Source organism: Achromobacter sp. Root170, assembly GCF_001428165.1.
Classification (GTDB): Bacteria; Pseudomonadota; Gammaproteobacteria; order Burkholderiales; family Burkholderiaceae_B; genus Achromobacter; species Achromobacter mucicolens.
The window spans coordinates 68440-93463 of the sequence record NZ_LMHN01000018.1; the positions used below are offsets into that span (position 1 = coordinate 68440).

The following is a 25024-nucleotide window of genomic DNA, read 5'->3' on the forward strand; positions in this document are numbered from 1 at the left end:
CGCGGCCCGTGGATCAGCTGCCCAGGTGGGGGGGATAGTCCATGTTGCCGAAGGTCACCAGGCCTTCGGTCTTGGCTTGCGCCAGTTGCGATTCAACTTGGGCGCGGGTCAGCGTCGAGGCGGAAGCCGAAGCCGCGACGGGCGGGTAGTCCATGTTGCCGAAGGTGACCTGGCCGGCATTCTTGGCCTGGGCCAGTTCAGCTTGCACTTGCTGCGAGGTCAGGCTGCTGCGTTGGGCGATGGGGGCGGGGTAGCCTTCTTCGCCAAAGGTGTATTGGCCCGAAACCTTGGCTTGTTGCAGCTCGGCTTGAACTTGAGCGCGGGTGGTGGCTTGGTCGGCTTCGGCGGCTTGGGCGCCGGCGGCCAGAACGGACATGGACAACATCAATGCGGTAGCAAGGGTTTTCATGGCAGACCTCCGAGTCTTGTGAGCTTGGGATTCGAGCCTCAGACCTAATTGCCTGGGGCTCGCTTGCTGTGTCCCGATGAGAGGCATTCTGTGCCTAAACAACCCTGGGATAAACCCTTATTCCTTGAAAACATCTTTCCATAATCATGGCTAATCGACATGGATTGTCCATGTTGACGCCATGGGTGGCGATATTTCCACCGGATGACGTGTCAGATTTTCGGCAGCGCGCCGGGGGCTGGCGGGTGCAGCGAAGACAGGGGGAGGGGGCCAGAAGTCGGCCAGAAGGAGATGGCCGGAAGTCGGCCGGAAGGAGGTGGCCAGCGCGGCGAGCCGCCCTGGCCAGCAGACTGCGGCGGATCAGCGGTTCAGATCGGCCAGTGCGTCGTTGTATTCGGCCTGCGCTTCGTCGAGTTTGCGTTGGGCCTTGTCGATCTTGTCCTGCTTGCCCTTGGCCTTAGCCTCTTTCAGCTCTTGCTGGCGCTCAGTGACCTTGGATTGCTTCTCGCGCACGTCGGCCTCGCGCTGCGATTGCAGGCGGCTGTCGGTGCAGCTTGCCTTGGCCTCGGACAGCGCCTTGCGCAGACCCGCCTCGCGGCGTGTGTTGTTCTGCGCCTGCGCGGCGGCGATGTCGTTTTCGATGTGGCAGAACTTGGCCGCGCAGCCGCGCAGCGGTGCGCAGTCGGTGGCGGCCTGTGCCGGCAATGCGGCAAAGAGGGCGCACGCGGCGGCGGCGACAGTCAGGGATTTGAACGATGCGGGCATGCGGTGACTCCGTGACGTGGGCGGAAAGGCCATCATCGCCCGCGCGCGGCAATCCCGCAAACAGGCGGCCAAAGCGGCAAGCGCCACGGCCGGGCGCCGTGGCGTTTGCCGGGGATCAGCGGATCAGCGCACCCGCCAGCGCGGCCACGACAAGCAGCGCGCCCAGCCACAGGTTGGCGCGAAAGAGCATGAAGTTACGGTCGGGACGCTGAATGTCGAAGACTTTCAATTGCCACGCGAGGTGCGCCGCCACGGCGATCATGCCCACCTGATAGGCCCACGACAGGCCCATCGCATGCCCGCCCCAGGCCCACAACAGCACCGTGCCCACGTAGAAACCGCCGATCCAGAGCTTGCCCTGGTCGCCAAAGCGCATGGCGGTCGAGTGCAGGCCCAGGCTGCGATCGTCGCGCACGTCCACGTAGGCGTAGATGCTGTCGTAGCCTACCTGCCACAGCACGGCGCCCATCCACATGGCGATGGCGGCAAGCGGCACATGGTTCTGCGTGTCCGACCAGGCCATGAGCATGCCCCAGTTAAAGCAGATGCCCAGCACGACCTGCGGCCAGTACGTGACGCGCTTGCACAGCGGATAGATGAAGACGAAGGGCAGAACCGCCACGGCTAGCCAGCGGCTCATGTCGTTCAGGAAAAAGAGCAGCGAGCCGCAGACCAGCAGTTGGCCGAGCAGGAACCAGATGGCGTTCTTCATCGACAGCTGGCCGCTGGTCAGCGGACGGAAGCGCGTGCGTTCGACGTGCTTGTCGAAGTTGCGGTCGCACATGTCGTTGACGGTGCAGCCGATGCCGCGCATGAGCAGCGCGCCCAGCGAGAACACGATGAGGCGTTTGAAGTCGGGCAGGCCGCCCGCGGCCTGGACCAGCGCGGCGATCGCCGGCAGCAGGGTCAGCCAGGTGCCGATGGGACGGTCCAGGCGGCACAGGCGGGCATAGGGACGCCATGACTTCGGAAGCCAGCGTTCGACCCAGTCGGTGAAGACGATGTCACTGAGGTCGGCGGGGGAAGGTTGCGAAGCGCTCACTGTCTCGGTCAAAAGAGGTCGGGAAAGCCGACAGCATAAAACAACGGCCGGGCGCTGCGCCCGGCCGATCGGTGATCAACGCATCCGCGCCGCCCCTGCGGGGACGGCCGCGGACGTTGTCATTCCGCCTTCAGCAGCTTGCCCAGGATGGCGATGCCGGTGCGGATCTTGTCTTCCGGCACGGTCGCGAAACTGAGGCGCAGCGTGTTTCGCTTGCCTTCGCCGCTGTAGAACGGCGCGCCGGGCACGAAGGCCACGTTCTGCGCGATGGCTTTTTCGAGCAGCTTGGTGCTGTCGATGTGCTCGGGCAGCGTCAGCCAGATGAACATGCCGCCTTCCGGCTTGGTCCAGGTGACAGTGGACGGGAATTCCTTTTGGATGGCGTCCAGCATGCAGCTGCCCTGGGCGCGGTAGATCTCGCGCACGTTCGGCAGGTGTTCGGCCAGGAAGCCGTCCTTGACGATTTCGTACACGGCCATCTGGGTCAGCGTGGGCGTGTGCAGGTCCGTGGCCTGCTTGGCCTGCACCAGCTTGTTGATGAGGGCGCGGCCGCCAACGATGTAGCCCAGGCGCAGGCCCGGCGCCAGCACCTTGGAGAACGTGCCCAGGCGGACGACGTTTGCGCCGTATTCCTTGGCAAGCGCGATCAGGCCGGGCTGCGGCTCGCCGGCGTAGCGCAGTTCGCCGTAGGGATCGTCCTCGACGATGGTCAGGCCCAGTTCGGCGGCGCGCTTGACCAGCGCGATGCGGCGTTCCAGGTTGAGCGTGCGGCCCGTCGGGTTCTGGAAGTTGGGCAGGGCGTACAGGAAGCGGGCGCCGGCGGCCAGTTCGGGCGTGATCGCTTCGGGGATCAGGCCGCCTTCGTCGGTGGGCACCGGCACGAAGTTCGGCTGGTACAGGCTGAACGATTGCAGCGCGCCCAGATAGCTGGGGTCTTCGACCAGCACCTTGCTGTCCTTGTCGATGAGCACCTTGCCCAGCAGATCCAGCGCCTGCTGCGAGCCGGAGACGATGAGGACCTGGTCGGGGGCGACGTCGGCGCCGGACGCGGTCAGTTCATCGGCGACCCACTTGCGCAGGGGCGCATAACCTTCGGTGGGGCCGTATTGCAGGGCCGCGCGGCCGTTGGTGGACAGGACCTTGTCGAATGCCGCACGCACCACTTCTACCGGAAAGCCGCCGGGCGCGGGCAGACCGCCTGCGAACGAAATGACTTCGGGGCGCTCGGTGACCTTGAGAATCTCGCGGATGGCGGAGCTGGTGAGTTGCAGGGCGCGTTCCGAAAAGGAAAACGCAGGTTCGATAGGCTTGTCCATGGAGTGCTTCTTGATCAAGAAGGGTGGGTCGGGTGATACGGTTGACAACAAAGTATTGTCCCATACGGTAACAGCCCGGCCCCTTTATCGGGGGGAACCCCTAAAATCACCTGCATCGATAACCGCCTGTACAGTTACATTCCATGTTCGAAGCCGCTCCAATCGTCGCCGAGTCCAAAGCCGCCCTGTATGCCGAACTGACCGTCCAGGCGCGTGCGCTGCTGCAAGGCGAGCCCGACCGCATCGCCAACGCCGCGAACCTGAGCGCGCTGGCGTTCCAGGCCCTGCCCGAACTGAACTGGGTGGGGTTTTATTTCTTCGACGGCACGGAACTGGTGCTGGGCCCCTTCCAGGGCAAGCCCGCCTGCGTGCGCATTCCGCTTGATCGCGGCGTGTGCGGCGCAGCAGCCAGCCAGCGCCAGACGCAACTCGTGCCGGACGTGCATGCTTTTCCCGGCCACATCGCCTGCGACGCGGCTTCGCGTTCGGAAATCGTGGTGCCGCTGGTGCACCGGGGCGAACTGATTGGCGTGTGGGACGTGGACAGCCCCGTGCCGGACCGCTTTGACGAAGACGACCGCAAGGGCATGGAAGCGCTGTGCCAGGTGTTTCTCGCGACGCTCGGCTGATTGCCCTCCCGCGGCCACCGGATTCGGCCGGAAATGCCTGTCGTTGACACCGCCGCGCCCGCCCGGTAGATTGCTGCATCCGCCGCCTATCGCGTCCCCGCTCATTCATGATTCATCAGGCCCACCAGACTGCTAGCCACCTCCGCGCCCTTGGCGTGGTGATGGCTGCCGCCGGCCTGAAATCCAAAAAACAGCCGCTCATCTGACCGGAGCATGCTGTTCCGTCAGATGGGCGACGGAACAGCGGCCTGCCGGCAGCGCTTTGGCGCACCCGCGCGCACCCCCACTGATATCCCGAGCACTTCTGTACGGTCCCCCAACGGTCCATACGAAGGAGTGTTCTCATGCAATCGAATCAATCTCTGTTCCAGGGTGTCTGGGTGCCCCTGGTCACGCCGTTTTCGGGCGGCCATGTCGACGGCGGAGCCCTGCGCCGCCTCGTGCGTCACTATCTGGCGGCGGGCGTGGACGGTCTGGTCGTGTGCGGCAGCACCGGCGAGGCGGCGGCCCTGGACGATGCCGAGCAGCTCGCCGTGCTGGACGCGGTGCTGGCCGAAGCCGGCCCGCTGCCCATCGTGATGGGACTGGCCGGCAATCACCAGGGCCATGTGCTGCAGCGGCTGTCGGCCTTCGGCACGCGGCCGCTGGCCGGCATCCTGGCGCCCGCGCCGTACTACGTGCGCGCGGGCCAGGAAGGCGCCGCCGCCTACTTCCGCTGCCTGGCCGATGCCTCGCGGTTTCCGCTGGTGCTCTACGACATTCCGTACCGGACCGGCACCACGCTGGACACGTCCACGCTGCTGGCGCTGGCGGCGCACCCGAATGTCGCCGCCATCAAGGACTGCGGCGGATCCCTGGAAAAGACGGTGGCGCTGATTGCCGATGGTCGGATGAACGTGCTGGCGGGCGAAGACCTGCAGTCGCTGTCCGCAATGTGCCTGGGGGCCACGGGCATGATCGCTGCCGCCGCGCACGTGCGTCCCGATCTTTTCGTGGCCATGCACCGCGCGGTGCGGGCGCAGCGGCTTGACGAAGCCAGGACCCTGTTTCATGCGTTGGCGCCGGTGATCCGGCTGACGTTCGGCGAGCCGAATCCGGGGCCGCTGAAGGCGCAACTTGCCCGCCAGGGGCTGCTGTCGAACGAATTGCGCCTGCCCATGCTGCCGGCCAGCGCGGCGCTCGCGGCGCAGCTGGATGCCGCGGTGGATGCGCTGGATCGGCAGTTTCCGGCGGGTGGGCCGGCGCTGCGCGCGGCATGAGCGCTTTGTGGCGTCCGGATTCAATTGGTAATACTTGCCCTACCGGGAAGCTGACGGATTGCTTATGATGCGGCCATTCTTCGGGGTGAAACAAAACCTTCATGGGCCAAGCTTTTGAAGCCTTGTCCGCCTGGCAGGTCATGCTGGCGGGGCTGCTCTTTTTCGGCGGCATCTACCTGGTCTTTGGCGCGGCCACTTGGCTGCTGACGCGGCACATCCTGCCGGCCCTTGGCCTGGGCCGGCCGCTCGATCCGCGGCCCCTGGCGCCGGGACAGCTGCGGCGCGAACTGGCGCAGTCGGGTCTGTCGATCCTGCTGTTCGGCACCGGCATGATCTTTCCGTGGGGCCTTTTGCAACTGGGTTGGGCGCGCCTGGACCCGGACGCGAGCTGGCAGCAGATCGTGCTGGAAATCCTGGCGCTCGTGGCCTGGAACGACGTGCATTTCTGGATCAACCACCGGCTGCTGCATACGCGGCTGCTGCGCCGCTTTCACCTGCCGCACCACCGCTCGGTCGTGACCACGCCGTTCTCGACCTACAGCTTTCATCCCATCGAGGCGCTGATGCTGGGCAACGTGATCCTCTTGCCGATGGTGGTGCATGATTTCAGCTTCTGGTCGCTGCTGTCGGTGCCGCTGTTCAGCCTGTTCTTCAATTGCATCGGCCACGCCAACTACGATTTCTTTCCCAAGGTGTCGTACGCGCACTGGTTTGCCGCCAGCCGGCGGCACCATCTGCACCATGCCTGCTACAACGGCAACTACGGCTTCCAGTTCACCTTCATGGATCGCCTGTTCCGCACGCGGCTGGGGGCGGACGCCGCCGAGCGCCAGTTGCAGGCCCACCGCCAGCGCGAGTCCGGCGCGGGCCTGCGAGGCTCCGCATAGTGGCGCCAAGTTTGGGCCCGCGGCGCACGCTGCCCGCGCTGCGCAATCGGCGCGATTGGCAGAGCCTGGCCTACCTGGCCGCGCTGCCCCTGCTTGCGGGCTGGCAGTGGTTCCACGGGTTCTGGTGGCCGGCCTACGCGCTGATGCTGTTCCTGACGCTGGGCATCGGCGTCATCCATCACAATCACACGCACTTGAGGATGTGGCGCGGCCGCCGCGCCAACCGCATCACCGATTTCTGGATCACGTTGCTGCAGGGCCATCCGACGTTCGTGTTCTACCCGGCCCACGTCGCCAATCACCACCGCTTCAAGCACGGCGCGCATGATGTGGCGCGCACCTATCGGTTTGGCGGCGATACCAACCATCTGTGGGGCTACCTCATCCATCCGGTGCAGGCGGCCTGGGTGCTGTATCCGTTGTTCTTTGCGTGGCTGGGCCGGTTGCGCCGGCATTGGCCGGGCGCCTGGCGCTATTGCATGGCGCAGTACGGCGCGTGGCTGGGCCTGTGGGCCGGTCTCATCGCCGTAAATCCTGCCAAGGCGCTCGTGTTCGTGATCGTGCCGCAGCTTCACGGCCTGCATTGGCTGCTGGCCACCAACTATCTGCAGCACGCGCACGCGGACGGCGGACCGCGGCAGGTGGCGGGCCTGAACTATGCACGCAATTTCGAGGGGCTGGTCAATCCGCTGCTCTTTAACATCGGCCTGCACACTGCGCACCACGAGCACCCGCGCGCGCACTGGTCCGAACTGACCCGCCTGCATCGCGACCACTACCGCGGCCGCGTGCGCGCCGAATTGAACGAGCGCGGCCTTGCGCCCTACATGTTCCGCGTGTTCGTGCTGGGCGCCTTCGTCCCCAGGTTTCGCAGCCGTTCCTGCATGGCGCCCGAGCACGTCCGCTAGCGCCGCACTCCCCCTTTTTCAACCAGAGATCCGTCATGCCCATTGCGTTTCATCGTGTCTACCTGGAGAGCGCCGGTTATTTCATGCCGGGCGAGCCCGTGTCCAACGAGGCCATGGATGACTACATCGCCCCGCTGAACCGCATGTCCAGCCGGATCAAGACCCGCATCCTGGCCGAGAACGGCATCAAGCAGCGCTACTACGCCATCGACCCCGAGGGCGCGACCGTGTTTTCCAATGCGCAGCTGGCGGCCAACGCCATCCGCGATTGCCTGCGGCGCCACGACACCGACCTGTCGGCCATATCGATGCTGGCCAGCGGTTCGTCCGGGGGCGATGCGCTGATGCCGGGGTTTTCCAACATGATCCAGGGCGAGCTGGCCGCGCCGCCCATGGAAACGCTGTCGGTGCATGGCATCTGCGCCGCGGGTGTGTCGGCGATCCAGGCGGCCGCGCAAGGCGTGGAACTGGGCGCGCATGCCAGCGCGCTGGCGGTCGCCAGCGAATTGCCGTCGCGCCTGTTCAAGCGCTCGCGCTTTGCCGCGCGCGGCTACGACGCCGACTTCGACGCGCACTTTCTGCGCTGGATGCTGTCGGACGGGGCCGGTGCGGTATTGCTGGGCAACAGCGGACGGCCGTTGCCCGGCGCCTCGCAGGGCGTGCGGTTGCGCCTGAAGTGGGTGCATCAGCGCTCGTTCTCGGGCGACTATCCCGTCTGCATGCAGCTCGGGCTGTCCGCCGACCGGAGCAAGGGGCATCTGGACTACCCCTCGTGGAACGGGGCTGAAACCGACGGTGCGCTGTCGCTGCGCCAGGACATCCGCCTTTTGCCGCATCTGTTCGACATCGGCATCCACGAGTACGCCAAGCTGGTGCGCGACGGATGGGTGGATCCGGACCAGGTCGATCATTTCCTGTGCCATTACTCGTCCGAGAAATTCATTCCCGTTGTGGAAGACCTGATGGAGAAGGCCGGGCTGGTGATCCCGCGCGAGCGCTGGTTCAGCAATCTGGCGTGGCGCGGCAACACGGGCGCGGCATCCATCATGATCATGCTGGCCGAGTTCCTGGAGACGCGCGAGGTCAAGCCGGGCGAGCAGATCTTCTGCTACATCCCCGAATCCGGGCGCTTCATGGCGGCCTACATGCTGCTGGAAGCCGAAGCGGTGCACGCAACGCCCGCAGTGGCTGCCGGTGCACCCGCCGCGGCCGCGCGCGAGGATGCCGGGTCCGCCGATGCCGACGCGATCGCGCCGCCGCATGATCCCGACATGGCGCCGCAGGGCCTGGGACAACTGTTGACCGAGCTGGCGGCGATCTGGCACGACTACCGCTCGCGCGTATGGCGCACGCCGGTGATCCGGCGTCTGCGCAACCGGCAGTTCCAGACCGCGGACTACCTGGCGTGGATGGAGAACTGGATTCCGCAGGTGCGCGAAGGCAGTAAGTGGATGCGCGAGGGCGCCGCGTCGCTGACCGAGCAATACGCGCCGCTGGCCGCGCTGATCGACATGCACGCGGGCGAGGAGCAGAACGACTTCCAGATCCTGTTCCAGGACTATCGCAACGCCGGCGGCGCGGTGGACATCATCGACGCCTTGCGCCGCAATCCGGGCGGCGAAGCGCTGAATGCCTATCTGCACAGCCTGGCCGCCACGCGCGACCCCATCGGCCTGTTGGGTGCGATCTACATCATCGAAGGCACGGGGCAACGCATCGTGCCTGCGCTCTTGCCGCTGCTCAAGGCCAGCCTGAAATTGCCGCCTGACGCCTTCCGCTTCCTGGAGTACCACGGCCACAACGATGAGCACCATCTGGCGCGGTGGCTGTCGGCGGTGGAACTGGCGCTCGATTGCGACGAGGATGGGCGCGCCGAACAGCGCATCGTCGACACCGCGCGCCGCACGGCGGCGCTTTACCTGATGCAGTTTCATCATGTGATGGAGGCGGATGCGGCATGAAGAAGGAACCCGAATTCCTTGCCCGGGAACACGATCCGGCAGACCCCAGCCCCTGGCTGGCCCTTTACCTGGATCGCAGCACGCCGCTGCCGGACAAGGTCAAGAAAGCGTGGCTGACGGATTCCAGCTGCGCGTCGCGGCAATACCTGCTGCCGTTCCTGCGGCCGATCGCGCGCGCCTTCATCATCCTGATCCAGATCGTCAAGACGTTCCTGCCGCGCCGCTGGTCGCATTCTCGGCTGCTGCACCGCATCCTGGCCTGGGGCTTGAAGCGGTTCGTGTCGCCCGAGGCGAACTGGCTGATTTTGCGGCACTTCCATCTGGGGGCGCAGGCGCTGTCGTTCATCGCCGCGAACTCGCCGGTGCCCATCAGCACGACGCCGCTCGAGCCGATGACGATCGACGATCTGAAGGACGACCTGTTCGTCAAGCACGACCTGAACCTCTTTAACTTCGTCATCCGGCTGAACCAGGCGCTGCGCGACGCGGGCGTGGAGATGCATGCCCCGCAGACGGTGGATTATTCGATGCTGCGCGATCCGCCGATCCGGCTGGAGGACATGCCGCAGGGCAAGCTGAACTTCCTGGACCTGCAAAGCGCCATCGAGCTGTTCACACCGCTTTACCAGCTTTTGCTGACCGACAACGATTTCTGGCGCGCGGCCAATTCGCTTCAGCTTGATGAGACCGTGGGCATCTATGCGGCCAAGCTGCTGGGGGCCCCGCAGCACCTCATCCTGGTCAACAACAACCATCCGCTGGTGCCGATGTCCACGCTGCGCGCGGGCTACCGGCTGGTGCTGCACGGGCTGTCCACGGAAATGCTGCACAGCCTGCTGATGGAGATGAAGGCGGCGCAGGCGGGCGCCGAGCCGCCGGCCCCGATCGCGTAGAAAAGGCGGCAGGGATCAGTGTTGACCCTGCGTTACACGGGCCGGGCGCTGGGCTATATTGCGACGCTTGTCTTACAAGCCCGGCGGCGCCAGTAGCCGCCCGGCACCCTAGGAAATGCCGCAAATGCCTCAGACGCTAGAGGTCATCGCCACCATCCTGTTCGCCGTGGCGGTCCTCCATACTTTCTCGGTTCCCTTCTTCGCGCGGCTCGCGCATCGAGGGGGGCCGCACGCGGGCTTCTGGCATCTGTTCTCCGAGGTCGAGGCCGTCTTCGGCGTCTGGGCGTTCGCGCTGATCGTGACCATGGCCGCGCTGGCCGGGCCGGCGACCGCCATCGACTACATGGACACGCGCAACTTCACGGAGCCGCTGTTCGTCTTCGTCATCATGGTCGTGGCGGCCAGCCGGCCGATTCTTGAGATGGTGGGGCTGCTGGTGCGCATCGTCGCGCGAGCCCTGCCCATGCCGCGCGAGCTGTCCACCTTCTTCGTCGTGATGGCCATGGTGCCGCTGGGCGGCTCGTTCATCACCGAACCGGCCGCGATGACGCTGGCCGCGATCCTGCTGCGCGACGCCTACTTCCGCAGCAGCGGCCGGGCCGGTTTCAAGTACCTGACGCTTGGCGTGCTGTTCGTGAACGTGTCCATCGGCGGCGTGCTGACGTCCTACGCGGCGCCGCCCGTCCTGATGGTGGCGGGCACGTTCGGCTGGGATTCGGCGTTCATGCTCCAGCACTTCGGCTGGCGCGCGGCGCTGGCGGTCTGCCTCAATGCGGGGCTGCTGACGTTCATCTGCCGCAAGGCGCTGCTGGAAGGCGCGGTGGGCACGCGTGGCGGCGTCGATGCGCCGGATGGCGCGGGCAAGCGCGCGCCGGTGCCGGCCATCGTGATCGCGGTGCACCTGGTGTTCCTCATCGCCATCGTGCTGACTGCGCATCATCCGGCCATTTTCCTGGGCCTGTTGATGATGTTCATCGGGTTCTCCGAGGCCTACAAGCGCCACCAGGACCGCCTGATGATCAAGGAGGGCCTGATGGTGGGCTTCTTCCTGGCCGGACTCGTGGTGCTGGGCGGACTGCAGAAATGGTGGCTGCAGGACCTCTTGGGAGGGCTGGAGCCTTTCGTCCTGTTCTGGGGCGCGACCGCGCTCACGGCCATTACCGACAACGCGGCGCTGACCTATCTGGGTTCGCTGGTGGAGGGCACCAGCGAGGCCTGGCGTTACATGCTGGTGGCCGGCGCGGTCACGGGCGGCGGGCTGACGGTGATCGCCAATGCGCCGAACCCGGCCGGCTTCGCGATCCTGAAGAACCATTTCCCGGACGGCAGCATCTCGTCCGGGCGCCTGTTCCTGTGCGCCCTGGGGCCGACCCTGGTGGCGGCCTTGATGTTCCTGCTGCCCGTGTAGCGAGCCGCCCGCCTGCCCGGGCGGTCTGCCCCACGGGCGCGGCCCGGGGCCTGCACGCCGGGCCGGACTCCGACGCTTTATGAAAAACCGCTAAAATTCAAGACTTTCCCGTATTTTTCTAGCCTGGCCCAGCGTCCGCGCCCCGCGCCCGCGCGCGGCGGCAGGCCGATTTTGATATGCCCGGCTTTTCGCCTGGGAGTCCTCGATGCCCATCTATGCCTACAAGTGCAGCGCCTGCGGCCATGCCAAAGACGTCTTGCAGAAGATCTCTGACGCGCCGCTTTCGGAATGCCCCGAATGCGGTCAAAGCACGTTTTCCAAGCAGGTGACCGCGGCTGGATTCCAGCTCAAGGGCTCCGGCTGGTATGTCACGGACTTCCGTGGCAACGGCAGCGGCGGCAGCCAGGGCGCAGCGCCCGCGGGCGCGTCAGCCCCGGCTGAAAGCGCCGCATCCGCCGCCGCGCCTGCCGCGGCGCCGGCAGCCACGCCCGCCCCGGCGGCGCCTGCTGCCGGCAGCGCCGCTTCCTAGAGCGCTCGCGATGCGAATGCGCGTCATCAAGAAGTACTTCATCACCGGGCTGTTGATCTGGGTTCCCCTGGTCATCACGGTGTGGGTACTGGGGCTGCTGGTCGCCACCCTGGAAGGGTTCGTGCCTGGCTTTCTGTCCTCCGAATCGCTGTTCGGCCTGGACATTCCCGGTTTCCGCTTCGTCCTGGTGATCGCGGTGGTGCTTCTGACGGGCGTGTTCGCCGCCAACCTGATCGGCCGCACGATGGTGGACCAGTGGGAAAGCCTGCTGGGCCGCATCCCGCTCGTGCGCTCCATCTACAACTCGGTCAAGCAGGTCAGCGATACCGTGCTTGCCCCCAACGGACAGGCGTTTCGCCGCGCGGTGCTGGTGCAGTATCCGCGCGCGGGGGCCTGGACCATTGCTTTCGTCACCGGCACGCCCAGCGGTGAAGTGGCCGACAGCCTGCCTGGCGACCACATCAGCGTGTATGTGCCGACGACGCCCAACCCCACGTCCGGCTTTTTCCTGATGATGCCTCGCGCCGAGGTGATCGACCTTCAGATGAGCGTGGACGCGGCCTTGAAGTACATCGTTTCCATGGGCGTTGTCGCCCCGGCCCCGGCGGCAACGCCCGTGGTCCGGCCGGCTACGCTCGCTCCGGCGCCGGGCGTGCAGGACGCACCCCGCGCCGATTCGTAACCCTTACACACCAAGCACAAAACGGAGTCATCCCGCATGCGTACCTGCTACACCGGCCAGGTTTGCCGTGACCATCTCGGCCAGACCGTCACCCTGTACGGCTGGGTGAACCGCCGCCGCGACCACGGCGGGGTCATCTTCATCGACCTGCGCGACCGCGCGGGCCTGGCGCAGATCGTGTTCGATCCGGACAACGCCGCTTTCGCCACCGCCGAGCGCCTGCGCAATGAATTCTGCATCCGCGTCACCGGCCTGGTGCGCGAGCGTCCGGCGGGCACGGCCAACGCCGAACTGGCCTCCGGCGAAGTCGAAGTGCTCTGCAAGGAAGTCGAGATCCTGAACGCGTCGGTCACGCCGCCGTTCCAGCTGGACGACGACAACCTGTCGGAAACCACCCGCCTCACGCACCGCGTGCTGGACCTGCGCCGCCCGCAGATGCAGCGCAACCTGATGCTGCGCTACCGCGTGTCCATCGAAACCCGCAAGTTCCTGGACGAGCTGGGCTTCATCGACATCGAAACCCCGATGCTGGCCAAGAGCACGCCCGAAGGTGCGCGCGATTACCTGGTGCCCTCGCGTGTGAACGCCGGCCACTTCTTCGCGCTGCCGCAGTCGCCGCAGCTGTTCAAGCAGATGCTGATGGTGTCGGGCTTTGACCGTTACTACCAGATCACCAAGTGCTTCCGCGACGAAGACCTGCGCGCTGACCGTCAGCCGGAATTCACCCAGATCGATTGCGAAACCTCGTTCCTGAACGAGATCGAAATCCGCGAGATCTTCGAGAACCTGATCCGCCACGTGTTCAAGGTGGTGCAGGGCGTCGACCTGCCGTCGCCGTTCCCGATCATGCCGTGGACCGAAGCGATGCGCCGCTACGGCTCGGACAAGCCCGATCTGCGCGTGCAACTCGAGTTCACCGACATCACCGACGTGATGCGCGACGTGGACTTCAAGGTGTTTGCCGCCGCCGCCACGGCGCCCGGCAGCCGTGTGGTCGCCCTGCGCGTGCCGGGCGGCGCCGAAATGTCGCGCAGCGAGATCGACGCCTACACGCAGTTCGTCGGCATCTACGGCGCCAAGGGCCTGGCCTACATCAAGGTCAACGAAGTGGCCAAGGGCCGCGACGGCCTGCAATCGCCCATCGTCAAGAACCTGCACGACGCCGCGCTGGCTGAACTGGTCAAGCGCACCGGCGCCCAGGACGGCGACATCATCTTCTTTGGCGCGGACCGCGAGAAGGTCGTCAACGACGCCATCGGCGCGCTGCGCGTGAAGATCGGCCACAGCGAATTCGGCAAGAAGACGGGTCTGTTCACGGCCGGCTGGAAGCCGCTGTGGGTGGTCGACTTCCCGATGTTCGAATATGACGAGGAAGACGGCCGCTACACCGCCGCCCACCACCCGTTCACCAGCCCCAAGGACGGCCACGAAGACTTCCTGGAATCCGATCCCAGCAAGGCGTTCGCCAAGGCCTACGACATGGTGCTGAACGGCTGGGAAATCGGTGGCGGCTCGGTCCGTATCCACCGCGAGGAAGTGCAGAGCAAGGTGTTCCGCGCGCTGAAGATCGGCGCCGAGGAAGCCCGCGAGAAGTTCGGCTACCTGCTGGACGCGCTGCAGTACGGCGCGCCTCCGCACGGCGGCATCGCCTTCGGCCTGGACCGCATCGTCACCATGATGACCGGCGCCGAATCGATCCGCGACGTGATCGCCTTCCCGAAGACGCAGCGCGCCCAGGATCTGCTGACGCAAGCGCCTTCGGAAGTCGACGAGAAGCAACTGCGCGAGCTGCACATCCGCCTGCGCAACGTCGAAAAGGCGTAACCACTTCCGAAGCGTCCTTGACGCTTCGGAAGCGGGTGTCTGACACCCAGGTGCGGGGCTCTCGGATTGAAGGGCCTCTCGCGGGGGTGTCAGACACCGGTGCCGAGCTCGCGCCGTCGCAAAGATGGGACGGCCGGCTGAAATGGAGTAATCTGGCTAACGCCGCCAACCACGGCGGCGGCTGGCCAGAGGACCTTCCGGGACCCGGCCGGCAGTTCCCAAGATTTGAAAGGCGCCATTGCTTCCATGTCGCTCATCCGAGTCGTCAGCTACAACATACACAAGGGCCGTTCGGCACTAGGCCGGCGCGACTCCCTGAATGAACTTCGCCTGGGCCTGTATGGCCTGCGCCCAGATCTGGTCTTCCTGCAGGAGGTCCAGGGCCGCAACGAGCATAAGTCGCTGCTCGACGCGCAGCACGAATCCCTTGCCGCGGCCTTGCGGCTGGATGTGGCCTACGGCCGCAACGCCGTGCGCCATGCCACCGATCATGGCAACGCGCTGCTCTCGCGCTATCCCATCATCGACCACGAAAATCTCGACATTTCCGATCACCGTCTCGAACAGCGTGGACTTCTGCACGCGCGCGTCGAGGTCGGGGATCGTGCCGTGCATTGCTTCGTGGTGCATCTGGGCCTGTTCGCCGGCAGCCGCAGCCGCCAGATCCTGGCGCTGACCGAGCGCATCAAGCGCATGGTGCCCGATGGCGAACCCATCCTCATCGCCGGCGATTTCAACGACTGGAACGACAGGCTGGCGCCGATGTTCGTGCAGCAACTCGGGTTGTACGAAGTGTTCTCGCATGCCCCGCGCAGCCATGGCGGCGATCTGCCGCGCCTGCGCGACTCGGTCAAGCGGCTGTCCAACGCCTTGCGCGGACTGCCCAATAGCGGCGTCTCGGTCATGGAGCGCACCAACCAGCTTGGCATGGGGGGAAGCTCGTTGCTCGCGCCGCCGCCGCGAACGTTCCCGGCGGTGTTTCCCTGGTTCCGCCTGGACCGCATCTACCAGCGCGGCTTCGCGGTGCGCAGCGCCCGCGTGCTGCGCGGCCGCGAGTGGGCCAAGCTGTCCGATCACTCCCCCTTGCTCGCGGAGCTGGAACTCCCGTGAAGGACGAGCAGGACAGGCTGGAATGGGTGCCGGGCAACGATATCCGTCTGCTCCAGAATGGCGCCGACTTCTTTCCCGCGCTGTGCGCGGCGATCGATGCCGCCACCGTGAGCGTGCATTTGGAAACCTACATCTTCATGATCGACCGCACCGGCGCGAAGGTGCTGGAGTGCCTGGCGGCGGCCGCGCGCCGTGGCGTGAAGGTGCGCGTGGTGCTGGATGGGTTTGGCAGCGCCTTGCATGGCGAGCGCGTGCGGGTCGCGCTGACCAATGCAGGCGCGCAGTGCCGCATCTTCCGGCCTGAGCCGCGCTGGTTTGCGCGGTACGTGCCGTCGCGCAGCCGCCTGCGGCGCCTGCATCGCAAGGTCACGATCATCGATGGCCGCATGGCGTTCATCGGCGGGATCAACGTCATCGACGACTACGACGATCTGGATCCGACCGACGGCCTGACGGGACCGCGGTTCGATTTCGCCGTGCAGGTCGAAGGCCCGCTGGTCACGCAGGCGGCCCACGCGCAGGAACTCTTGTGGGTGCGCCTGAACTGGGCGCGTCTGCGGCGCCATCCGCGCGACTGGCATCGCCTGCAGCTGCTCAAGCCGCGCGACGTTCCCGCGCCGCCAGGCGGCATGCTGCGCGCCGCGCTGGTGCTGCGCGACAACCTGCGCTTTCGGCGCACGTTCGAGCGCGCCTATCTGTTCGGCATCTCGCGCGCGCGCCGCGACATCCTGATCGCCAATGCCTATTTCTTTCCCGGCGTGCGCTTTCGCCGCGCGCTGGCCAAGGCCGCGGCCCGCGGCGTGCGGGTGCGTCTGCTCTTGCAGGGCAAGGTCGAGTACCGGATGCAGTACCACGCCACGCGTTCGCTGTACGACAAGCTTCTGCGCGACGGCATCGAGATCTACGAGTACATGCCGGGTTACCTGCACGCCAAGGTCGCGGTGATCGACAACGTGGCCACCGTGGGCTCGTCCAACCTGGACCCCTTCAGCCTGCTGCTGGCGCGCGAGGCCAACGTCGTGGTCGACAGCCAGCCGTTCGCGTGGGACCTGCAGGAACGCCTGGAAACCGCCATTCGCGAGGGCGGGCGCTTCATCCGGCCGCTGGACTATCAGCGCCGGGGATTCGTGCGGCGTTGGATCGACGCGGCGTCCTATGCGCTCTTGCGGATCGGCGTGGCGTTCACGGGAACGTCGGACAAATACTGAGCACGGGCGCACGCCGGCGCGGCAGTAAACTACCCGCTTTGGAGGCCTGCCCTCCGATCAGGCACAACGCAATGAGCATTCTCGTCACCGGAGGCGCCGGGTTCATCGGATCCAACTTCGTGCTGGATTGGCTGGCGCTTGGCGATGAGACGGTCGTCAATCTGGACAAGCTGACCTACGCCGGCAACCGCGCCAATCTGGACAGCCTGGCGCACGACGCGCGCCATGTGCTGGTCGTGGCGGACATCGCCGACACGCATCGGGTGACCGAGGTGCTGCGCCAGCATCGTCCGCGCGCCATCATCAATTTTGCCGCCGAAACCCACGTCGACCGTTCAATCGCGGGCGCGGGCAATTTCGTCAGGACCAATGTCGGCGGCACGTTCGGTTTGCTGGAAGCCGCCCGCACGTTCTGGAGCGAACTGGACGGCGCCGCGCGCGATGCATTCCGGTTCCTGCATGTGTCGACGGACGAGGTCTACGGCTCGCTGGCACCGTCCGATCCGGGCTTTACCGAAACCAGCCCCTACCAGCCCAACAACCCCTACGCCGCCAGCAAGGCGGGCGGGGACCATCTGGTGCGCGCGTGGGCGCAGACCTACGGACTGCCGGTGCTCATGACGCACTGTTCGAACAATTTCGGCCCCCGGCAGTTTCCCGAAAAGCTGATTCCCCTGATGATCCATCACGCGCTGGCGGGCAAGCCACTGCCCGTTTACGGAGATGGCCTGCACGCGCGCGACTGGCTGTATGTCGCCGACCATTGCGACGGCTTGCGCAGGGTGCTGGAACGCGGCCGGCCTGGCGAAACCTACAACCTGGGCGCGGGTAACGAGCGCACCACGCTGCAGGTCGTGGAGGCGGTGTGCGCCTTGCTGGATGTGTTGCGGCCGCGGCCCGATGGCAGGGCGTACCGCGGCCTGATCGCGCTGGTCGCCGACCGGCCCGGCCACGATCGCCGCTACGCCATCGATGCGCACAAGGCGCGGCAGGCGTTGGGTTGGCAGCCCGCCGAAACGTTTGCCTCGGGCCTGGAAAAGACCGTCCGGTGGTATCTGGATCATCCGCAGTGGCTGCGTGATGGGGCAGGGCACGCGCGCCCGGCCGAAGGAGATGCGCCATGACGGCAACGGGCGCGCGCAAGGGGATCATCCTGGCGGGCGGGTCGGGCACGCGGCTGCATCCCGCGACGCTGGCGGTAAGCAAGCAGCTCATGCCCGTCTACGACAAGCCCATGATCTATTACCCGCTGACCACGCTGATGCTGGCCGGCATACGCGAGATCCTGATCATCTCCACCCCCGACGACCTGCCGCGGTTCCGGCAGTTGCTGGGCGACGGCGGGCAATGGGGCCTGTCGCTGGAATACGCGGTGCAGCCGGCGCCCGAAGGCCTGGCGCAGGCGTTTTTGATCGGGGCGGACTTCGTCGGGCAGGCGCCCTGCGCGCTGGTGCTGGGCGACAACCTTTTCTACGGGCACGATTTTCACCAGCTGCTTGCCGGCGCCATGGCGCGTCAGGCGGGCGCCACCATCTTTGCCTATCATGTCCAGGATCCGCAACGCTACGGCGTGGTCGAGTTCGACGCGCACGGCAACGCGCTGCGTATCGAGGAAAAGCCCGCGTCGCCCAAATCGAACTACGCGGTGACCGGACTGTATTTCTACGACAATCGGGTGATCGACCTGGCGCGCCAGATCCGTCCGTCCGCGCGCAACGAGCTGGAAATCACCGACGTGAATCAGGCGTACCTGGAACTCGGGGCGCTCAACGTCGAAATCATGGGACGAGGGCATGCGTGGCTGGATACGGGCACGCACGATAGCCTGCTCGATGCATCGCAGTTCATTGCGACGCTTGAACGCCGCCAAGGCTTGAAGGTGGCATGCCCTGAAGAGATCGCATTCCGTAAGCGCTGGATCGACGCGGCGCAACTGGAAACGCTGGCCCGTCCGCTGGTCAAAAGCGGCTATGGCCAGTACCTGATGAACCTTCTTACCCGGCTGCCTCATTGATGCGCGTGACTCCCTTGTCCCTGCCCGAGGTCCTGCGCATCGATCCCGTGATGCACCGGGACGACCGCGGCTATTTCCTCGAGACCTATGTGCAGTCGGTCTTTGACGCGGCAGCCGGCCGGCCGGTCCGCTTTCTGCAGGACAACCAGTCGCACTCGCGGCGCCATGTCCTGCGCGGCCTGCATTATCAGACGCTGCAACCGCAGGGCAAGCTGGTGCGCGTCACCGAAGGCGAGATCTTCGATGTCGCGGTCGATATGCGGGAAGGATCGCCCACGTTCGGCCAATGGACGAGCGAGATCCTGTCGTCGGAGAACCTGCGCCAGCTCTGGGTGCCCGAAGGCTTTGCGCACGGATTCCTGGTGCTGTCCGAATACGCCAATGTGGTCTACAAGACGACCGCGCCGTACCTGCCGGCGCATCAGCAATGCGTGATGTGGAACGACCCGGCGATTGCGATTGCCTGGCCGGTGCAGGCCGAGCCGATATTGTCCGACAACGACCGCCGCGGCCTCGCCCTGGCGCAAGCGCCGCGGATGGCGCCGGCCTGACCGGGCGTTCAGCGGGGGCGCTTCATCCCGACCAGTCCAAGCGCCAGCGCGGTGCCCACAAGAATGATGCCGGCGCCCGCGAGGATGGGCGCGGTGATGGCTTCGTCCAGGAACCACGCGCCCCAGACCACCCCGAAGATGGGAACCAGGAACGTGACGCTGACCGCGCCGGTCGGGCCTACGTTGGCGATCAGCCGGAAGAACACGATGTATGCGGCGCCGGTGCACACGACGGCAAGCAGGACCGTCGCGCCCCAGGCCTCCCAGGATACCGGCTGTTGCGGCCAGGTGGCCACGGCAGCGGGCAGCAGGACCAATGCGGCCGACACCATGCTGCCCGTTGCGCTGGTCAAGGGGTCCACGCCTGTCAGGAAACGCTTCGTCCAGTTCGCGGCAACGCCGTAGAAGACGGGCGCGGAGACGGCGGCGAGCACGGCAAAGCCCGTGCCGCCGGATTGAAAGTCGAGCTTGTCCCAGACCAGCACCACGATGCCGGACAGACCGATCAGCAGTCCCAGCGAGCGCGTCCACGGCAACCGGTCTTTCAGCCACAGCCAGCCGATCACGGCGCCCCACACCGGCGTCACGGCGTTGGCGACGGACAAAAAGCCCGCGCCCAATGACTGGGCGGCGTACGCGTAAAGCAGGAAGGGCAGCGCGGCATTCAAGGTGCCGACCACGAGAATGGCTTTCCAGCGGCGCGCGATCAAGGGCAGCTTGTTGCGCCAGATCGCGGCGGGCAGGAGAAAGAGCGCGGCCAGTCCCACGCGCAGTTCGATGAGCGCCACCGGCCCGAACTCCGGCACGGCGACACGCATGAAAAGAAAAGAGCCGCCCCAGACGGCGGCTAGAATCAACAGGTCCTGCAGATCGCGGCGTTGCATGTTCAGCTCTGAATCAACCGTGGCTGCGGCTCGTGACCAGGTTTCTCATTTTCACCCGGTGCGCCAGCACCGCGCATGTGAGGGACAGGACAATACACAGGATCAGGCCGGTGCGCACGCCCGAGAGCACCGTGCTGTGGGAAATCAGGATGCCGACCACGGCGGTGCCCAGCGCGCTGCCGATGGCGCGCGTCGTCTGCACCAGCGCCGAGGCCACGCCCACGTCGCGCCGCTCGCTGAGCATCTGCATGAAAAGCGTCAGGTTGGGCAGCAGAAAGCCCAGTGCACAGCCGTTGACGAAGAATGCGCCAAGAATCCACCACGCCGACGTGCCTGGCGAAATCAGCAGCACCATCAGCGATCCGGCCGCGAGCAGGACGCCGCCGAACACCATCAGGCGCTGCGGTTCGGTCTGCTTGGGAAACATCCGGCCGTTGATGATGCTGCCCACCGAGATCGCGGCCACCAGCGGCGTCAGCAGTAGTCCCGCCTGACTGGGCGTATAGCCCAGCACCTGTTGCAGCAGCAACGGGCTGTAGAAGATCAGGATGAACATCACCGCACCGACCATCATCGCCGCCACGTTCAGCAGGCGGGGTTCGCGACCTGAGAGCACGCGCAGCGGGAAGATGGGCGACTTCACGCGGCGCTCGGTGGGAATCAGGATGGCGATGGCGGCGGCGCCGACCAGCGCCAGCGTCAGGCCGAGGATCGGGTGCGCGTGTTCGCCGCTGGCAAAGGCAAGCTCCAGCGCGGCCAGCGGCGCGCCCACGGCCAGCACGAGCAGGATGGCGCCAAGCCAGTCGATCTTGCGGCTGCCGTCATGGATGGGCCGGATGCGCGGGAAATATCGCGCCAGGAGGAAAAACGCGCCCGCGGCCGCGATGGGCGAGATGAAGAACGCGGCGCGCCATCCCAGGGCCTGCGTGGCCGCGCCGCCCAGCACCGGACCGATGCCGCTGGCCATGGCGAAAGCGGCGGACACCAGCGCCATCCATCTGACCCGCTGCTTGGCGTCGGGGAACAGGTCCGCCGGCGCGGCGAAGGCGGTGGCGATCATCATGCCGCCGCCCACCCCCTGCAGGGTGCGGAACACGATCAGCTGCGTCATGGACTGCGCCAGGCCACAGGCAATGGAGCCAAGCGCGATGATGAGCACCGACACCAGCATCAAGGGCTTGCGGCCGAACATGTCGCCCAGCCGGCCAAAGATCAGGATGGAAGCCGCCGTGGCAAGCAGATAGCCCGTGCCGACCCAGGCGTACAGCGCCATGCCGTTCAGGGCCTCGGCCACGCGTGGCAGCGTGGTGCTGATGATGGTGGAGTCCAGGGCGGCAAGCACCACGGTGGCCGACACCCCCGCCATCGCCATCAGCAAGTCCCGTCTTGAGCGTGCGGGATCAGTGGCTGGCTGAGCGGGTGGCGGCGGCGGAGTCATGCCGCCTAGGATATCACCGGCACCCTAGGGTTATCACTTGTAAAAAGCGTGGTATCCCCAGAATACGGCGATCACCAATACGACCAGCATCCAGGACCAGCGGGAATTGGACAGGCCCCGCGGTTCGGGCTCGGGCGGCGGTGGCGGGGGCGCCAGACGCGGCTGGGCCGCCATGTGGTCGATGAAGGCAGTGAAGAACTTGTCGACGATTTTCTCGGCGGCCTTCAGGAGCACGCCTTCCCCGCACTCGCCCAGCTTGCCGCCTGCCATGCCGGCAACGGTGTAGGCCACGCGGGTGCCCTCGTCCTTGGTGGTCAGGTTGACCTGGGCCGTGCCGATCGCCAGGCAGGCGGCCCGCCCCTTGCCTTCGAACACCAGCGTGCAGCTGTTCGGGGCGTTGACATCGGAGAGCAGGATCTCGCCGTCGTAGTCGGTGTCGATACCGGCGATCTTGGCGCGCAGCGTGACCGCGTATTCGGTCGGACTGCGCATGGCGACTTCCACACACCCCGGAATGCACTTCTGTAACACTCGCGGGTCGGTCAACGCATCCCAGGTCTGGTGCTGCGTCGAAGGAATCCATTGGGCATCGGCAATGCGCATGGCTGTCTCCCTGTTCCAACAGTGTTGTGAATCCATTGTGGACCGGTCTGGAGAAAATAGCCACGAGACGGCGGCAGTGCCAGGTCTCAGTAATAGTGAGACGTACTATTGTTTGTAGATCTGAATGAGTAATACCGTCGGAAAATCCGCTTCGGCCTGCGTTTTCAGCATGTTATGATGTTCAGTTGCACTAAAACTTAGTATGCGCACCTTGCGCCCTGAGGTTTCGTCCGTTCATTTTGAATAATTTGCAAAACCAATGTTGCGAATAATTTGCTGGTTGTAATTTGGACGCCCGGGCTTTAAAGCGATAGGTCGGCAGCATATTACGGCGCTTTTTTCCTGATGAATCAGCCTCTGAATGGCCGCTCCCGGGTTTTGGCGGCGTCAGTAATGCAATTATTTCCAATAACTTTATGTCCGCCCCGGATTTCGTAAGAAGCGGGACGGTCAAGTGGGATAGGTAGTGTGAATCCTCATCAGGCACAGCGTGTATCTCCGGCTGCGATGTTCGACAGCATCTGGAGCAATCGAAAGCTCGCGGTTCAAATGTGCAAGCGGGAAGTCCTGGGCCGCTATCGCGGCTCGATCTTCGGGCTGGCGTGGTCTTTTTTTACGCCGCTGCTCATGCTGACTGTATACACGTTTTTCTTTACCGTAGTGTTTAAGGCTCGCTGGGGCGTCAGCCAGGATGCCAGCCACGCGAATTTCGCGGTCGTGCTGTTCGTGGGGCTGATCGTTCACGGGCTGTTTTCCGAGTGCATCAGCCGCGCGCCGGGCCTCATCCACAGCAACGTGACCTACGTGAAAAAGGTCGTCTTTCCCTTGGAGATCTTTCCGTGGGTGGCGATGGGCGCGGCGCTCTTTCACGCGGCGATCAGCGTGTGTGTGCTCTTGATTGCTCAATTGGTGCTCAGCGGCTCCATCAGCTGGACGGCGATATTTTTCCCGGTCGTGCTGATGCCGCTGCTGATGGTGACCATGGGATTTGCCTGGTTCCTGTCGGCAACGGGTGTTTATGTGCGCGACATCGGCCAGACGATCGGCCTGTTGATGTCGGTGCTGCTGTTCGTCTCTCCCGTGTTCTATCCGATTTCAAATCTGCCGCCCAAGGTGCAGATGGTTGTGATGCTCAATCCCCTTACCTTGATTATTGAAGAATCCCGCAAGGTGCTGCTTTACGGTGAATTGCCGAATTGGGGCGCGCTTGGTATTTATGCAGCCATCAGCATGGTGATTGCGTGGGCAGGTTTTTGGTGGTTCCAGAAAGCGCGCAAGGGGTTCGCTGATGTCCTCTGATGGCAATGTCATTCGCGTAGATCGGCTGAGCAAGTGTTATCAGATCTACGATCGGCCGCATGACCGGCTGAAGCAGTTTGTCGCGCCCCGTCTGCGCAGCATGCTTGGCCGGCCGCCGGTCAACTATTTCCGCGAGTTCTGGGCATTGCGCGACGTGTCCTTCAATGTGGGCCGCGGCGAGACTGTGGGCATCATTGGCCGCAATGGCTCGGGCAAGTCCACCCTGCTGCAGATGATCTGCGGCACGCTGATGCCGACCTCGGGCACCGTGGAGACGCAAGGCCGCGTTGCCGCTCTGCTGGAACTGGGCGCGGGATTCAACCCCGAGTTCACCGGGCGCGAAAATGTGTTTCTAAATGCGATGGTTTTGGGCTTGAGTCAGCCCGAAATCGAGGCGCGTTTTGATGAGATTGCGGCATTTGCCGATATTGGCCAGTTTATCGAGCAGCCGGTCAAACATTATTCCAGCGGCATGTATGCCCGCCTGGCTTTCGCTGTTGCGATCAACGTGGATCCGGATATTCTCGTCGTCGACGAAGCGCTGGCTGTTGGCGACGAACCCTTCCAGCGCAAATGTTTTGCGCGAATCGACGCGATCAAGAATCGCGGCGCCACGATTCTGTTTGTTTCGCATTCGGGCGCGGCCATTATCAATCTGTGCGACCGCGCGGTGCTGCTCAATGCAGGCGAACGCCTGTTCACCGGTATTCCGAAGAGGGCCGTCTATTTCGGCCAGAAGCTCGGCAACACCACCAGCGATAAAGCCGTCGAGCTGATCGCGGAAATCCGCCGGATCGACGCCGAGGGCGAGAGCGCGGCCAGTCTGGCCGAGCCGGCGGCCGACGAAGCCAAGCCGGCCGCTGCCGCCGATTCGGTCCCGTCGGGCGGCCTGGAGCCGTTCTTCGATGCGAGCTTCGTGCCGGATACGCTGTCCTACGACGAAGTGGGCGCCAAGCTGTCCGCGCCCATGCTTCAGACATTGGGCGGCGCGCAGGTCAATCACATTCTTCGCGGCCATCGCTACAAGCTCAAGTGCAGCGTGCAGTTCACCGAGGATTGCCCCGCGGTCCGGTTCTACGCGCTGATCCGCACCACGTCGGGTATCGATCTGGCGGGCTGCGCCCACCCCATCCTGGACGAACACGGCATCGACTTCACCGCCGGCACCTCGTTGGACCTGGAATTCGAGTTTGAATGCTCGCTGAACCCAGCAACGTATTTTTGCACCTTCGCCGCTCAGGGCGAAGACGGTTCATTGCATCATCGTATTGTCGACGCGATTGTTTTTCGCGTGATGGCGGACGAGCCGCGTCCGGCTACTGGCCTTTTCGACATCGGATTTCAACCCAGGATCTTGCTGGATGCCGTTTCCGAGTAATCGGCGACGCCTGGCAGGATAGAGAAC

The 25024-nt window shown here is 65.1% G+C and carries 24 protein-coding genes; 17 read left to right on the forward strand and 7 right to left on the reverse strand.

What is annotated here, in order from left to right:
* Positions 1 to 13: 13 nt before the first annotated feature.
* From ASD87_RS23385 to ASD87_RS23400, 4 genes are all read right to left on the reverse strand, one after another.
* A complete protein-coding gene (locus tag ASD87_RS23385; RefSeq protein WP_082586414.1) occupies positions 14 to 409 on the reverse strand; it encodes a DUF4148 domain-containing protein in 396 nt (131 codons plus the stop codon).
* Between the two features lie 360 nt (positions 410 to 769).
* Positions 770 to 1174, reverse strand: coding sequence for a DUF1090 domain-containing protein (locus ASD87_RS23390; protein WP_056327133.1), 405 nt, complete (start codon positions 1172 to 1174; stop codon positions 770 to 772).
* 115 nt (positions 1175 to 1289) lie between these two features.
* Positions 1290 to 2216 (reverse strand): 4-hydroxybenzoate octaprenyltransferase, encoded by a 927-nt coding sequence (gene ubiA / locus ASD87_RS23395; protein ID WP_056327135.1) that lies wholly within the window; start codon positions 2214 to 2216, stop codon positions 1290 to 1292.
* Positions 2217 to 2335: 119 nt separating this feature from the next.
* Positions 2336 to 3532, reverse strand: a complete 1197-nt coding sequence (locus ASD87_RS23400; protein WP_056327137.1) for a PLP-dependent aminotransferase family protein — start codon at positions 3530 to 3532, stop codon at positions 2336 to 2338.
* A gap of 143 nt (positions 3533 to 3675) precedes the next feature.
* Between ASD87_RS23400 and ASD87_RS23405 the strand changes: the two genes are divergently transcribed.
* The 15 genes from ASD87_RS23405 to rfbC all read left to right on the forward strand — a co-directional run bounded on the left by ASD87_RS23405 (position 3676) and on the right by rfbC (position 19395).
* Positions 3676 to 4161 (forward strand): GAF domain-containing protein, encoded by a 486-nt coding sequence (locus tag ASD87_RS23405; protein ID WP_056327139.1) that lies wholly within the window; start codon positions 3676 to 3678, stop codon positions 4159 to 4161.
* 344 nt (positions 4162 to 4505) lie between these two features.
* Entirely contained in the window at positions 4506 to 5420 is a 915-nt protein-coding gene (gene dapA / locus ASD87_RS23410) for a 4-hydroxy-tetrahydrodipicolinate synthase (RefSeq protein ID WP_056327142.1), read from the forward strand.
* 101 nt (positions 5421 to 5521) lie between these two features.
* Positions 5522 to 6307 (forward strand): sterol desaturase family protein, encoded by a 786-nt coding sequence (locus tag ASD87_RS23415; RefSeq protein ID WP_056327145.1) that lies wholly within the window; start codon positions 5522 to 5524, stop codon positions 6305 to 6307.
* Entirely contained in the window at positions 6307 to 7215 is a 909-nt protein-coding gene (locus ASD87_RS23420) for a fatty acid desaturase (protein WP_056327146.1), read from the forward strand. Before ASD87_RS23415 ends, ASD87_RS23420 begins: the two co-directional genes overlap by 1 nt.
* A 35-nt stretch (positions 7216 to 7250) precedes the next feature.
* The gene (locus ASD87_RS23425) at positions 7251 to 9176 is read left to right on the forward strand and encodes a StlD/DarB family beta-ketosynthase (protein WP_056327148.1); all 1926 of its coding nucleotides are present in this window, start codon (positions 7251 to 7253) and stop codon (positions 9174 to 9176) included.
* Positions 9173 to 10069 (forward strand): hypothetical protein, encoded by an 897-nt coding sequence (locus ASD87_RS23430; protein ID WP_056327150.1) that lies wholly within the window; start codon positions 9173 to 9175, stop codon positions 10067 to 10069. The genes ASD87_RS23425 and ASD87_RS23430 overlap by 4 nt, the downstream gene beginning before the upstream one ends.
* Positions 10070 to 10193: 124 nt before the next feature.
* Positions 10194 to 11477 (forward strand): putative Na+/H+ antiporter, encoded by a 1284-nt coding sequence (locus ASD87_RS23435; protein WP_056327152.1) that lies wholly within the window; start codon positions 10194 to 10196, stop codon positions 11475 to 11477.
* A 205-nt stretch (positions 11478 to 11682) separates the two neighbouring features.
* Positions 11683 to 12006 carry an FmdB family zinc ribbon protein gene (locus ASD87_RS23440; RefSeq protein WP_056327154.1) on the forward strand — a complete coding sequence of 108 codons (324 nt, stop codon included), beginning with the start codon at positions 11683 to 11685 and terminating at the stop codon, positions 12004 to 12006.
* 16 nt (positions 12007 to 12022) lie between these two features.
* A complete protein-coding gene (locus ASD87_RS23445; RefSeq protein ID WP_056327155.1) occupies positions 12023 to 12688 on the forward strand; it encodes a DUF502 domain-containing protein in 666 nt (221 codons plus the stop codon).
* A gap of 36 nt (positions 12689 to 12724) precedes the next feature.
* Complete coding sequence (gene aspS, locus ASD87_RS23450; protein ID WP_056327158.1) at positions 12725 to 14512, forward strand: aspartate--tRNA ligase; 1788 nt, start codon at positions 12725 to 12727, stop codon at positions 14510 to 14512.
* Between the two features lie 246 nt (positions 14513 to 14758).
* Positions 14759 to 15622 carry an endonuclease/exonuclease/phosphatase family protein gene (locus ASD87_RS23455; RefSeq protein ID WP_056327159.1) on the forward strand — a complete coding sequence of 288 codons (864 nt, stop codon included), beginning with the start codon at positions 14759 to 14761 and terminating at the stop codon, positions 15620 to 15622.
* On the forward strand, positions 15619 to 16830 hold the full coding sequence (gene clsB, locus ASD87_RS23460; protein ID WP_056327161.1) for a cardiolipin synthase ClsB: 1212 nt from the start codon (positions 15619 to 15621) through the stop codon (positions 16828 to 16830). Before ASD87_RS23455 ends, clsB begins: the two co-directional genes overlap by 4 nt.
* A gap of 71 nt (positions 16831 to 16901) precedes the next feature.
* Positions 16902 to 17954, forward strand: a complete 1053-nt coding sequence (rfbB, locus tag ASD87_RS23465) for a dTDP-glucose 4,6-dehydratase (protein WP_056327162.1) — start codon at positions 16902 to 16904, stop codon at positions 17952 to 17954.
* On the forward strand, positions 17951 to 18844 hold the full coding sequence (gene rfbA, locus ASD87_RS23470) for a glucose-1-phosphate thymidylyltransferase RfbA (RefSeq protein WP_056327164.1): 894 nt from the start codon (positions 17951 to 17953) through the stop codon (positions 18842 to 18844). The genes rfbB and rfbA overlap by 4 nt, the downstream gene beginning before the upstream one ends.
* Positions 18844 to 19395: a dTDP-4-dehydrorhamnose 3,5-epimerase gene (gene rfbC, locus ASD87_RS23475; protein WP_056327166.1), complete on the forward strand. Its 552-nt coding sequence runs from the start codon at positions 18844 to 18846 to the stop codon at positions 19393 to 19395. Before rfbA ends, rfbC begins: the two co-directional genes overlap by 1 nt.
* 8 nt (positions 19396 to 19403) lie before the next feature.
* Here rfbC and ASD87_RS23480 read toward each other — a convergent pair whose 3' ends face one another.
* From ASD87_RS23480 to ASD87_RS23490, 3 genes are all read right to left on the reverse strand, one after another.
* The gene (locus ASD87_RS23480) at positions 19404 to 20279 is read right to left on the reverse strand and encodes a DMT family transporter (RefSeq protein ID WP_056327168.1); all 876 of its coding nucleotides are present in this window, start codon (positions 20277 to 20279) and stop codon (positions 19404 to 19406) included.
* 13 nt (positions 20280 to 20292) lie between these two features.
* Positions 20293 to 21651, reverse strand: a complete 1359-nt coding sequence (locus ASD87_RS23485) for an MFS transporter (protein ID WP_056327170.1) — start codon at positions 21649 to 21651, stop codon at positions 20293 to 20295.
* 99 nt (positions 21652 to 21750) lie between these two features.
* Entirely contained in the window at positions 21751 to 22320 is a 570-nt protein-coding gene (locus ASD87_RS23490) for a carbon monoxide dehydrogenase subunit G (RefSeq protein ID WP_056327172.1), read from the reverse strand.
* A gap of 507 nt (positions 22321 to 22827) precedes the next feature.
* Between ASD87_RS23490 and ASD87_RS23495 the strand changes: the two genes are divergently transcribed.
* Positions 22828 to 23619 carry an ABC transporter permease gene (locus ASD87_RS23495; protein ID WP_056327174.1) on the forward strand — a complete coding sequence of 264 codons (792 nt, stop codon included), beginning with the start codon at positions 22828 to 22830 and terminating at the stop codon, positions 23617 to 23619.
* On the forward strand, positions 23609 to 24997 hold the full coding sequence (locus tag ASD87_RS23500) for an ABC transporter ATP-binding protein (RefSeq protein WP_056327176.1): 1389 nt from the start codon (positions 23609 to 23611) through the stop codon (positions 24995 to 24997). The genes ASD87_RS23495 and ASD87_RS23500 overlap by 11 nt, the downstream gene beginning before the upstream one ends.
* Positions 24998 to 25024: the final 27 nt, after the last annotated feature.